The sequence below is a fragment of the Bacteroidales bacterium genome, assembly GCA_013314715.1.
In the GTDB taxonomy this organism is placed as follows: Bacteria; Bacteroidota; Bacteroidia; order Bacteroidales; family GWA2-32-17; genus Ch61.
This window is the reverse complement of sequence record JABUFC010000011.1, coordinates 1-13,015: the sequence shown is the minus strand read 5'-3', so window position 1 is coordinate 13,015 and position 13,015 is coordinate 1. Positions and strand designations below refer to the sequence as shown.

The 13,015-nt window shown below is 31.2% G+C and carries 12 protein-coding genes; 2 read left to right on the top strand and 10 right to left on the bottom strand.

The annotated features are described in order from the left end of the window. The first annotated feature begins 23 nt into the window (after nucleotides 1–23). Both HPY79_03890 and HPY79_03885 read left to right on the top strand, forming a co-directional pair. Nucleotides 24–647: a SprT-like domain-containing protein gene (locus HPY79_03890; GenBank protein NSW44950.1), complete on the top strand. Its 624-nt coding sequence runs from the start codon at nucleotides 24–26 to the stop codon at nucleotides 645–647. Between the two features lie 58 nt (nucleotides 648–705). Further along, nucleotides 706–2,109, top strand: a complete 1,404-nt coding sequence (locus HPY79_03885) for an exo-alpha-sialidase (protein NSW44949.1) — start codon at nucleotides 706–708, stop codon at nucleotides 2,107–2,109. Here the strand turns inward: HPY79_03885 and HPY79_03880 are convergent. The 10 genes from HPY79_03880 to HPY79_03835 all read right to left on the bottom strand — a co-directional run. Next, nucleotides 2,090–2,797 (bottom strand): geranylgeranylglyceryl/heptaprenylglyceryl phosphate synthase, encoded by a 708-nt coding sequence (locus tag HPY79_03880; protein ID NSW44948.1) that lies wholly within the window; start codon nucleotides 2,795–2,797, stop codon nucleotides 2,090–2,092. The genes HPY79_03885 and HPY79_03880 overlap by 20 nt on opposite strands. 1 nt (nucleotide 2,798) lies before the next feature. After that, nucleotides 2,799–3,395: a 4'-phosphopantetheinyl transferase superfamily protein gene (locus HPY79_03875; GenBank protein ID NSW44947.1), complete on the bottom strand. Its 597-nt coding sequence runs from the start codon at nucleotides 3,393–3,395 to the stop codon at nucleotides 2,799–2,801. After that, nucleotides 3,386–3,958, bottom strand: a complete 573-nt coding sequence (gene gldD / locus HPY79_03870; protein ID NSW44946.1) for a gliding motility lipoprotein GldD — start codon at nucleotides 3,956–3,958, stop codon at nucleotides 3,386–3,388. Before gldD ends, HPY79_03875 begins: the two co-directional genes overlap by 10 nt. Nucleotides 3,959–3,961: 3 nt before the next feature. After that, nucleotides 3,962–5,212 carry a gliding motility-associated protein GldE gene (gene gldE, locus HPY79_03865; protein NSW44945.1) on the bottom strand — a complete coding sequence of 417 codons (1,251 nt, stop codon included), beginning with the start codon at nucleotides 5,210–5,212 and terminating at the stop codon, nucleotides 3,962–3,964. Nucleotides 5,213–5,248: 36 nt separating this feature from the next. Beyond that, nucleotides 5,249–5,701 (bottom strand): single-stranded DNA-binding protein, encoded by a 453-nt coding sequence (locus tag HPY79_03860; protein NSW44944.1) that lies wholly within the window; start codon nucleotides 5,699–5,701, stop codon nucleotides 5,249–5,251. 50 nt (nucleotides 5,702–5,751) lie between these two features. After that, nucleotides 5,752–6,486: a dienelactone hydrolase family protein gene (locus HPY79_03855; GenBank protein ID NSW44943.1), complete on the bottom strand. Its 735-nt coding sequence runs from the start codon at nucleotides 6,484–6,486 to the stop codon at nucleotides 5,752–5,754. 163 nt (nucleotides 6,487–6,649) lie between these two features. Next, a complete protein-coding gene (gene atpC, locus HPY79_03850; GenBank protein ID NSW44942.1) occupies nucleotides 6,650–6,889 on the bottom strand; it encodes an ATP synthase F1 subunit epsilon in 240 nt (79 codons plus the stop codon). Between the two features lie 4 nt (nucleotides 6,890–6,893). Then, nucleotides 6,894–8,411 carry a F0F1 ATP synthase subunit beta gene (locus HPY79_03845; protein ID NSW44941.1) on the bottom strand — a complete coding sequence of 506 codons (1,518 nt, stop codon included), beginning with the start codon at nucleotides 8,409–8,411 and terminating at the stop codon, nucleotides 6,894–6,896. Nucleotides 8,412–8,484: 73 nt separating this feature from the next. Continuing rightward, nucleotides 8,485–9,771, bottom strand: coding sequence for a phosphoglycerate kinase (locus tag HPY79_03840; GenBank protein ID NSW44940.1), 1,287 nt, complete (start codon nucleotides 9,769–9,771; stop codon nucleotides 8,485–8,487). Nucleotides 9,772–10,100: 329 nt separating this feature from the next. Continuing rightward, on the bottom strand, nucleotides 10,101–13,015 hold a 2,915-nt coding region (locus HPY79_03835; GenBank protein ID NSW44939.1), incomplete at its 5' end, for a DEAD/DEAH box helicase family protein.

Below are 13,015 nucleotides of genomic sequence, written 5' to 3'. Positions count from 1 at the left end.
ATGTTTTTTTTAAATACTCTATCATGAACGTAAAACACCCTTTATTCCCATTTGTAAAAAACGAAAAAGTTGTAGAATACATTGATAACTTAGTAAAAGCTATTCCTAATTTAAAGGTAAAAATAGAACCACCTAGACACACCAAACTGGGCTACATGAAAGATGATAAGTCTAAACATATTTATATTATTTCATTGAATAACAACCTTTCTCCTTCAAAATTTCTTTATGTTTTCTTACATGAATATGCTCACCTACTTGTTGTTAAACAATACAAACACAAAAATAAACCTCATGGTATTGAATGGCAACAAACATTTTTCAACCTTTTAAATCAAGCTATCGAAAACCAATTATTTCATCCTCAAATAACTGATACTATAATTAAGCAATTCTTAAAACCCTTTATTTATTCAAAAAAACGCGATGCTTTAATAATTGAAGCTATCAATAAAATTGATCATCCAACGCCTATTATTTATGTTAAAGATTTAAACCCTGGTAGCATTTTTCAATTAAGCAATGGCTTTCAGTTTAAAATGATAGAAAAACGCCGAACTCGCTATATCTGTGAAAATTTACAAAGCCATAAAAAATACCTTGTCTCGTCATTTGCAACCGTTAATAAAATTATTTTAAAAATGTAATTACTTTAAAAGTATTTGATTTTTATACTATTTATTATATATTTGTAATATCAATTCTATGGGAGTTATAATAAAATATCAAATTATTTTACTATTTATATTATTGTCGAGCTTTTCATGGGCACAATACTTAAACCCTAACGACTATCCACTTATAACAGAACCAACCTTATCTTACAAAACGAACGATCACAATTCCGAAGGTTTTTTAATTACAATAGATAGTACGATATATCATTTTTTTCGCCAAGATCCAGGTCAGAATGGCAATCATGTTGGCAATGGTGGCCGCATTATGATGCGCACCTCACTCGATAATGGCGACAATTGGTCTATTCCTATCGTATTATTTGAAAGCCCCTACGACGACAGAAATGTACATGGTGGTGTTACCGAAAATGGAAGAATAATTGTAACATTTAGAAAATTCGATGCCTTCGCTGGGGTACATATTGATTATTGCTTTATGTATAGCGATGATAAAGCCCAAACATGGCAAGGTCCATTTACCATTGCTAGCGAAGGTACGTCATCGGGCACTAATCAAATTTTCGGTAACAATAATATCGGTTATTACAACACCATTTATTCTGCTAAATATTGCGAATTGCGTCATAGCTGGGATGGTTCAAACTGGGATAGTATTGTTTATGTTTGGGACTATCGTTTATCGAATCAATACAAAATTAGTGAAGCTTCATTTACTTATTTAGGCAATGGAGTTATCATCGGTCTTTTTAGAAACGATTCTGGATTTTTTGGAGAAAACTATTTTCAGGTTGAATCATACGACTATGGACTTTCATGGACAGAACCTGCATTAACAAATATTGCAGATGGTTTTTTCTGCCCATCACCATGGATTTTTTACGAGCCTATTTTTAATCATGTATGGATAATTGCAACCGACCGTAGAGGAAATTTTTCGCAATATTATGAGCACAACCAAGATGCTATATGGCTTTATAAATTGTATCCCGATGAAATTGTTGGTAATCCTCACGAATATATTCCTTTTCTTGTTTTTGAACGTCCCAATCCGAGTTTTTATAGGTTTTATGGTTACCCGGCTTCAACTAAAACGCCTGATGGTAATTATCTCGTATTATTTACCGAAAGTCAATATAAAATTAAAGCCGAATGGGCATACATTTACCAATTTAAAATTTTATATCATTTTAACCCTATTAATTATTTTTCTGAAAACAATCGATATTCTAGTGCTTTAAAAGTTTTCCCAAATCCAACATCTCAAAATTTATTTATACCTATCGTACGCACTAACGAATATCAAATATCTATTTATAATGAATTAGGTCAGTTAGTCTTTCAAACCATAATACCTAAAGAATTTGGCAGTAATTATTTTAATGTTAACATCGAATCGTTAAACTCAGGTATATATAAATGTATCGTACAATCGCCTAAAGAGACCAACGTTGCTACTTTTGTAAAGAATTGAATTCGTTAATTTTACGCACATCTTGTTCAATAGCAGAACCAATAACTACCATCGAAGCTCCTGCATTGTAACAATTTTGTGCGATATGAACATTGTGAATGCCTCCACCAACAATTATAGGAATATGTACTTGCTCCGCAATGCTTTTTATTATTTCTTGCGAAACAGGTTTTAAAGCCCCACTCCCCGCTTCTAAATAAATCATCTTAAAGCCTAAATACTCAGCTGCAAGTGCAGTAGCTACAATAATATCTATTTTATCAGAAGGTATGGGTTTAGTATTACTCATGTATTCTACACTGGTAGTTTTTCCGCTTTCGATAAGCATATAGGCAACCGATACTACATCTAATTGCATACGTTTTAATATAGGCGCAGCAATTACTTGCTGGCCTATTAAATATTCGGGGTTGCGTCCCGAAAGCAACGATAAAAATAAAATACCATCGGCCTTATCGGAAAGTTGCATTGCATTACCAGGAAATAAATAAACAGGTAACGATGTATGTTTCTTTAAATAAGCAATTACTGAATCTAAATCGCCCATAACCAAACTACCCCCCACTAAAATCAAATCGAAAGGTGTTTTTTTTAATTGCCGACAAATAGATGTCAATTGCATGTTATTAACCTTATCGGGGTCAATTAGTAACGCCAATTGCTTTTTATGGAATGGTAAAAGTGCCATGTTATTCTTTTTCAAAGCACCAAGTTAGAAAATAATTTTCATTTTCAATATATTCCATTTTTATATGGTTGCATGAAGGCAAATATATTACATTAGCGTTATTATTATTTAATGAACAAATATAGTGTGTTTTAAAATCAGGACTTGCATTTGTTATTAATTTATAAGCAGCTTCTTTAAAACACCAAATTTTTCGGAAATCGTTATTTTCGTTTGCCCATTTTTTTTCGTTACTATGAACAAATTTGAGTGATGTTTTAATAAATAACCGATTGGTTTCTTCCATATCTACCCCTCCCCTGCCTCGATACATCAACATAAGCGTTATATAATGTTCAGTATGCGAAATGCTTATAAGGTGCTTCGTTTCGTTACAATATGGTTTATGCCACTGATTTAAACTATATGATTGATATTTGCCTGTTATTTTGTATATTAAAAAATGTGTATGCAACCATTCGCATTGACGTTGTTGGCTTTTAAAGTTCGATTGAGCTTGTAATAAAATGTTTTCAGGTAAATAATTTTGGTAAAAAGTTATATCATTAATTTTATCTAATACTAGTATATAATGTTCATTGTTGGTAATTATTTCCATCGCAACGTTTCGATTAAGTGCTTAACATCTTTTTGTAAAAAATCAATAACAGGTGCTAAGCTATCTTTATTGGGTTTAACATCGAAATACAAACTTCCGCGTAAAAAGTGTTGGGTGCTATCGGTCAGATAAAATTGTAGTGGAGAGGCAGCATTACCTTTTATTTCATACACCATTCCATATATTTTATTTAACGAATCGGCATATAATATTTCGTGTATAGCATCGGCTTTTATATCGTGTTTATAGGCTAACGAACGACAATCTTCCAACAATTTTGGTAAATTCTGTTCTATCTTAAAATAACTAATATATAATGTAGCTTTAAAAGAAGGAAATACTATATTTATCCAACATGGATGTTGCTCTTGATTGCCCAAACCTTTGGTTATTTGACCATAATCAGGAAAATCGAAACGATAAGGACAAAGACTATCGTAATGTTTATATTTTTTGGGAGGAAAATCTATACGAAAATATTCCATGGGTTTAGGCGTATAGTTCGATTGACATGCATTTAATAAAATTAAAAATAAAATATAAAAAGTAAACTTATAACCCATAAACTAATGAGGTAAAATAATTTGAACTGTTTTTATTCTTCGGTTATCGGCTTGTTTAACTACAAAAGTAAAATTAGCTATTTGTACTTTATAATTGACCTTTGGTAACAATTCACTATGTTGAAGTATTAAACCAGCAATGGTTTCTGAATCGCCTTTAACCTCATCGAAAATAGTATCGTCTATATTAGCAATATGACAAAAATCGTTTATAAGCATTTTCCCATCTACTTCGTAGGTATAATCATTTATTTTTATAAAAGGTTGCGAATCGGTATCAAATTCATCGTCAATATTGCCCACAATTTCTTCAAGTATATCTTCGAGCGTAACAATACCTGACATTCCTCCATATTCATCAATAACAATTGCCATGTGAATTTTTTTTTGCTGAAACTCTTCGAGTAAATCATTTATAAACTTTGACTCCGGTACAAAGTATGGAGGACGAATTAGCGATTGCCATTTAAAATCGTTTTTATGCAAGTGTGGCAAAAGATCTTTAATATATAGCACCCCAACAATATTATCAAATGAATTTTTAATAACAGGAATACGACTAAAACCCGATTCGCGAATTTGTTCAATAATCTGGCTAAATGAATGTTTAATGTCAACGGTTTTAACATCCATTCGTGGAATTAAAATTTCTTTAACTCGAATGCTGGCAAAGTTTACTATTCCTTTTAAAATTTTTTTTTCGTCTTTCAAATCGTCAGCTGCTAAATCAATGGCATTCGATAAATCATCGAAATTTATTTTTTGATGATGCTTTATTTTATTCTTAATTATAAACGTAGTTTTAGATAAAAGACTAATAATGGGAGAAAATATTATTTGAACAACTATAATAAAAGGATAAACAAAGGCCGCTATTTTTAAAGGGTTATGAGTAGCAATGGCTTTGGGCATTATTTCGCCAAATATGAGTATAAAAATAGTAACACATATAGTTTGGATAACAAAGATTAAAACTACATTTCCATTAAAAACTATAATTCGATTTGTAAACCAAACCGAAACAATTACAAAAGCAATATTGATAAAATTATTCCCTGTTAAAATAGTAGCCAACAATTTTTCAGGGTTATTTAATAATGTTATTATTTTTTGATATAATTTTTTATCATTTTTCTTTAACAACTCTAAATCAGCTTTTTTTAGCGAAAAAAAAGCTACCTCTCCACTCGACATCATTGCACTTAAAAAAAGAAGCAATAGCAATGCTATCGCTCCTATAATAATTTCAATCATATCAGACTCTAACAAAGTGTAATTTTATTTTTTATATTAAAAAGGTAAATCTCCTGTTTCGCCATCGGTACTTAAAGTTTCGTTTATATTATCTCCAGAAACATTAGGATTCATTTCCTGAACAGTATCAACATTGGTTTGTGATTGAATATTTTCGTCGCTTTCTTTTTTGCCTAATAACTGAATCTTGTCAGCTAAAATTTCAACAATAGTACGCTGTTGATTATCTTTATCGGTATAGGTTCTAGTTCTTAATCTACCTTCTACATATATCTGACTCCCTTTACGTATAAATTTTTCGGCTAATTGAGCTAAATTGCGCCATGCTACAATATTGTGCCATTCGGTATTCTTTTGCGAATTCCCTTGAGAATCTTTATAAATCTCATTGGTGGCTAATGTAAAAGTTGCTACAGGAGTATTATCGTTTACATTACGAATAATAGGATCCTTTCCAACATTACCAATTAAAATAACCTTATTTACCATAATAGATATTGAATTTGTTTATACAAATGTAATATAAATTTTAAAAATATTTATTTTTTATCATTAATTTTATTGAAAAACATAAGAATAGCCAACCAATATTCTTTATTATTAGCCGATGATGTCCATAAGCATTTTGAGCCATGTTCACCCTGTCCTTCTTGAGGTTTAAACATTGTTTTTAAATTATCAGGAATATTTTTCGCTAAATCGGTAATATAAGGGTATTCACGTTGTGTTGAAGCAATAAAAACAGGTTTATCAAATCCTTTTAATTGTGATTGTACCTTAAAATTTGAACCAAAATATTCGCCCGGTGAAAATGCTACCACTGCTTTTACCTTTTCGTTTCCTTTAGCTATTAACAAAGCCAAAGAAGCAGAGTAAGAACTTCCTACTAAAATAACTGGCTTTTTACTTTTATTATATGCATAATTTATAGCGGCTTCAATATCTTTTTGAGCCTCTAAATATTCGGTTGAAAGCTTACGTTTTTTGGCTTCTTTTGCCGTTTCATTTTGAATAAAATTCACCTGATCGCCTGAACGTAAATCGACTGCTAAGCAATTGTAACCTAAGTTCATCAATCGAGGAGCTGTTTCTTTATATTCGCCCTTACTATAACCTGCTTGATGCAGCAATAGCATATAGGGTTTATTTACATCATTTTCATAATACGATGCCGTTACAGGCAAACTGTCAGAAGCCCAAAAAGTTATTGTTTCTTGCGAAAAAAGAAACATAGGTATAAAAAATGCACATGCTAAAAGTAAATTTTTTTTCATCTGTAATTATTTTTTATTTTTTTAAATAGATGTCTGAATTTTTCTCGTCAGTTTGACGAGATAGAATACGCCATTCAAATAAAGAGCAAGGCTTATGGGTGAGTGATAATTTCATATTCGGTTGGTATACATTGGTGCTCATGGCTATTTCATAAATAATAATTTAAGTTTCTGCTAAAACCCAAATTGTATTATTGGATGCCTCTACCAAACCACTTTTTATCTTAAAAATATAATTATTTTTTTCTTTATCTATAATTTTAACCTCCCCTGCCATAAGGGTAGAAATAATAGGAGCATGATTATTTAATATTTCAAATGCGCCTAGTGTTCCCGGCAATGATACTAATGTAATCTCGCCTTCGTAAAGTTTATCTTTTGGTGTTATAATTTCGATTTTCATTTTTCTATGCTTTAGCTTCGGCCAACATGCGTTCACCTTTGGCAATGGCATCTTCAATAGTTCCACACAAATTAAATGCCGCTTCGGGTAAATAATCTACTTCGCCATCCATAATCATATTAAAACCTCGAATGGTGTCCTCAATCGATACCATAACGCCCTTTAATCCTGTAAACTGTTCGGCTACGTGGAAAGGTTGAGACAAGAATCGTTGAACACGTCGAGCACGGTGTACAACCAATTTGTCTTCTTCCGATAATTCATCAATACCTAGTATGGCAATAATATCTTGTAGTTCTTTATATCGCTGTAAAATTTCTTTAACGCGTTGTGCACAATTATAATGCGCTTCGCCAACGATATCGGGTGTTAAAATTCGCGATGTGGAATCGAGAGGGTCAACAGCGGGATAAATACCTAATTCGGCAATTTTACGGCTCAAAACGGTGGTAGCGTCTAAATGCGAGAAGGTGGTAGCAGGAGCAGGGTCGGTTAAATCGTCGGCAGGTACATAAACAGCTTGAACCGATGTAATAGAACCATTTTTAGTTGAAGTAATACGTTCTTGCATTAAACCCATTTCGGTTGCCAACGTTGGCTGATAGCCTACGGCACTTGGCATACGTCCTAATAGAGCCGATACTTCTGAACCAGCTTGTGTAAAACGGAATATGTTGTCGATGAAAAATAAAATATCGCGTCCCTTGCCGCCTTCGGTTACATCGCCATCGCGAAAATATTCGGCTACAGTTAAACCACTTAATGCCACAGTTGCACGTGCACCGGGAGGTTCGTTCATTTGACCAAAAATCATAGTAAGCGACGACTCTTCGAGTAATTTTTTATCTACTTTCGATAAATCCCAGCCACCTTCTTCCATACTCTTTTTAAATTCAGGACCATATTTTACAATATTGGCTTCTATCATTTCGCGCAATAAATCGTTACCTTCGCGTGTGCGTTCGCCAACGCCTGCAAATACCGATAAACCACTGTATCCTTTGGCAATATTGTTTATCAATTCCTGAATAATAACTGTCTTACCAACACCCGCACCACCAAATAAACCAATTTTTCCTCCTTTAGAATAAGGTTCGAGCAAATCAATTACTTTGATACCTGTAAATAATATTTCGGTATCGGTTGATAAGTCTTCGTACTTGGGTGGTTTGGAGTGAATAGGACGGCCTTTTTCTTTATTCATTTCTCCTAAGCCATCGATACTATCTCCTACTACATTTAATAAACGACCTTTAATTTGATTACCAATAGGCATTTTTATATTGTCACCTTTGGCTACAACTTTCATTCCACGACGTAAACCATCGGTACTGTCCATTGCTATAGCTCGTATGGAGTGCTCGCCGATATGTTGTTGACATTCAATTATAAGCTTGGTGCCATTTTCACGCTCTATTTCCAAGGCTTCTTTTATTTTCGGCAACTCTGAACCCGATATTTCAAACGAAACGTCGATAACAGGTCCAATAATTTGAGAAATAACTCCAATTTTTTCAGTCATGACTAAAATTGCATTTAATAAATTAGCTACAAACCTACATATTTTTTACGAATTCTAAAAACAATTTTTTAAATTATTTCATTAACACTTTTACAGGTTCTATACCTGTATAAGTTCCTTCCTGAATAGCTTTAAGCACCGCTCCGCCACCTGTAAAAATATAATAACGAGGGCTATCAAGAGCTACGATATACAAACCCGGTAATAAGCGTTTGAGTTCTTGCATGGTATCGCCACCGCCATATAGCTTTACCGAGTCGGGACTTTCGTCGATAATTTGATCGAGTGCTATGGTGCCTTCGTTAAAATATGGCATAAAACCCATAACGGCATTTACAAAAATAGTTTTGGCTTTGTGAAAAACGTCAACAATATGTGGTTCTTTAAAATTATCGGCAGCCACATCGAGTACATAATTTAAGGCAGTTCCAGACTGTAGTTTTCGAATATCATGAACACGATAACGACCTTCAATTTTCCCCTCTAGCGTATCGGACTCTACAATATAAGGACATTCTATGATTTTTTCCTGATATTTTTGAGCAAACTCTACAAAATTTTTGGCATGTGCTAAGTCTTCGTCTTCAATGCCTTTAATATGAATATTGTATTTTGCTGCTAAATAGGCATTATAAATAACACCTCCGAGCATTAAATAATCGGCTTTTTGCAGTAAAGCATATAGTGAATCAATTTTGGTATCGAATTTAGAGCCAGCAACTACAGCTAAAAAGGGTTTATTGGGATTAAAAATACGTTCTAAATTGATGAGTTCTTTTTGCATCAAAAAGCCTGCATACGATGGTAAATATTGATTAACCTTTACAGTAGAAGCATGGGGTTGCCATGAACCAAAAGCATCGTTTACAAATATATCGGCTAAACCGGCTAATTGATTAGCAAAACGATTACTTTCTTCGCCTTTGGCTTCTTCGCCCTTAAACCAACGAGTGTTGGGCAAATAAATGGCATCTAACTTCCCTTCTTTTAATTCACGAATCATATGGTTGACAGAAGTTTCGATACCAAAATAGCCATAATTTCCATCTCGGGTAAATTCTGGAACACCTATGTTTATATGTAATTTATTTTGTAAATAATCAACTATGGGCTGCACGGAAGTATTTTCGTTGATTTCTATTTCGCCTGTTTTTTTATTTTTAGGACGTCCAACATGGGTCATTAATATAATTTTACCACCTTTTGCATTAATGTAATATAAAGTTCCTAAGGTGGCATCAATTCGGTAAGGGTCGTAAATAACTCCTTTTTTAACTACATTATGATCGACACGAACAAGGACTATTTTTCCATTTAAATCGGCTTCTTGTATGCCTTTAATAGGTAATTCGTTTTTCATTTTAAGGTTGTTTTTGACAAAGATATGACTTTTTTAAATAAACAAAAAAAGTTTGCTACACTTAAAACCAGTATCTTAATGAAACGTCCAATCAAAATAAATTTAAAAATAAAAAAAGTAGTAGTTGTTAATAATTCAAGTATGAAGGAATTTCTATTACATGCTATTCACAAATTGATTTAATGATAATGGTTAGGCCCGCCATTTGTTAAAAATATAAAAATTTACAACCCATACCTATCATTATTTTCTGTATAAATTGAAATAAAAAAGTGTTATCTATGAAACATATACCATTATCTATAATAAATTTTTTATTTTTAAATTATTTAGGGCAACATTGTTTTCAAATTAATTAGACTATCAAACCAATAATTTTTATATTCTTCTTCAACTTTAGCCAAATCAGATGTTTTTAGCAACAATTTCACCTTAATCTTTAGGTTATTATAATTACCAGCTTTTGTTCCAAACATTCTTTTATATCCATCAATCTTTCTATATGCATCTGAGTGTTCTGTACCTTTTGGATCAACAAAGAGAATGGTATATTCATCACCTTTTTTGAGCCAGAAAATAAAGTCAGGTTTAAACTTATCGATTCTGTTTGTCTTAGGATTGTAATAAGGAATATAAATTTCATCTAATGTTTCGTCAATTTTCGAAAAAAACCACCAATCGAATTGGCTAAAATAATTATTTTCTTGTTGTAAATAATTTTCCAATTCATTTATGAAATCTACTTCGCTCTTATGTTTTATAATGTGCTGTATAAAATCTGCTCTTTCGGATTCTGTTAATGCAACTGGCAAGTAGTAATGGTTAGCAATATATTTTATCTTTAAATTTTCATTTGTTGAATATTTGCTTTCTGTTTCTTTCACTATATTTGTTGACAAATTTTCTATTTGTCTCGTATATTCATCAATATCAATTTCTTTTTTCTCGAATTTTTCTTTTATTTCTTTTTTTAATTGATCTTTATCTTTTGCTTTCTTAACTTTTTCAATTTTTTCACGTAAAGAATTTAACTTATCAGCTGTAATGTTTATCCGCTTGAAATGAATAATTTCTTCTTCAAGTTTTTTGAATGTTTTAAACTCTTTAGCTTTATTGGAAAAATGCTTAAATATATTTCGTAATAAAAATTCTGGATTATTGATTTTTATTTGGTCTTTTGTCTCAATAAAATATGCACTCTTATGTCCATTAAAAACTTCTTTTAGTTTATTTAATACTCTTACATCGCAGTCAAATTTGCATAATGCTATTTTATCTCCAATGCAGTTAAAGAAATCGTTCACCATTTGGTAATCATCGGGATGAATAGGATATTTCACAACATCTTTTTCTTCTACAATGATTTTGTCTGAATCACGGTAAACAGGAATAATTAGGACTTTGTCTTTAACAGCAGGATTGATTTCAAACAAATCGCCAAGTAAAACTTCGGGTTTTTCTTGTTTTAATGTTTCTACAACTTCTTTTAAGTTATCGGCTTTTGTTCCAAATACATATAAACTTTCAAGAGGTTCAATATTATCTTTTATTTTTTCAAAAATATTCTTATCAATTTCGTTATTATTATAAAGATAGAGTGCTCTTCTTCGTTTATTAGGCAATGGTTCTATTCTTACTCCTCGTCCAATAGATTGAAGAACAAATTTTTTGGCATCTGTACCCTTTCCGATATTGATAAACAAAATGATATTAGGTCTATTGCTGTCCCATCCTTCATAAAAAGAACGAGAACCCATTAATATTGAAATATCTTCATTATTATTAATATTTCTGAAAATGCTTTCGTTATCAAATTTTTCAATAATTTCATAATTGCTAAGCTTAGTTTTAATCCATTCTGTTATATCTCCAATTTTCATTAAAGCAAATGGTCTATCGGAAGTAGTCAGTTTAAATATCAATTCTTGCTTGTTTGATGGTATCTTTAAAACTTCGATTTTTCCGTTTGTAGAAGCATTAAAAACATAGTTTAAAATATCATGATAACCTAAACCTTTAATAATTTCCTGTAAATTTTGGTTTAATTGATTTTCTTCAAACTCAAATTTTGCTGTTTCTGATGAAAGTTCTGCAATAATTTCCTCTTTTGCTTTTTCCAAAATATCTTTATTACCAATGCCTGATGCAATTTTTTCAATTTCTATGAAAAACAATTCCAAATCAGAATCGTCTGTATTTACAGAATTAACAAGTGTAAGTAAAAGTGGTTTATGGTATAAATTATTGGAATTATTCCTAATTTCTTCAAATTGCTTATTTATAGCAGCTTGTAAAATAAATATTTTAAGTAGAATTTTTTGCTTTTCTGTTTCTACGACTGTTTGTTTATTTTCTAATGCTTTTATATTTTCTTTTGAAATATAAATATGTTTGCCATATCCCTCTTCGATAAACCTTGCAAGGTTAAAGTTATAAACACAGGTTGCATAATCTCTATCATCTGTAAATGTTGCAGAAAAGTTAAAAATAAAACCATTTCTACTCAAGATGGAATAAAATATTTGTCTTTTACTATCTTCGCGATCTCCTTTGTGTGCTTCATCCAAAAGAATATACCAATTCCCGTTATTATCATAATTCTTGTAACTTACAATTTTATCTTTTTGTTCATCAGAAATTAAATCGCTTCTATAAAAATAAACATCTATAGTATTAACATATTTCAAATTAGGATTTTGTTTACTTGTTGCATATTGCTTCAAATCAATTAAATTAATTGAAATATTATGTCCAGCTGAATTAAACTCATAAATATGCTTTTGAAATTGATCAATTAAATCGTCCCTATAGGTCAAAAACAAAATATCTTTATTTGGTATTTTATTGTTCTGCATCAAATAGCCAAGTAATTCCAAAAGTTTTACTATAACAAGTGTTTTGCCAGAACCTGTTGCCATCCAAAAACTCATTCGGTTGATAAAATATTCAAAGGATATTTTATCGTCAACAATAGGATAATCTTTATCGTATTCCAATAAATATTTAATAGTTTTGCTTTCTTTTTTTACATTGTAGTTTAAATCCTGATTTAGTCCATTGTTTTGATAATGCTTATAAAATTCAGATTTATTTTCTTTGTATTGTTCATAATAAAGATATAATGCTTTTAAAGCATTTTCTAATGCTTTTTGTTGATAGTCAAAAAGCGATTTTTCTTTTGAAAATTCTTTAAAATCCAATCCAAGCCAATTGGCTGGAAGGTTGTTTTGATTAAAATTTTCTA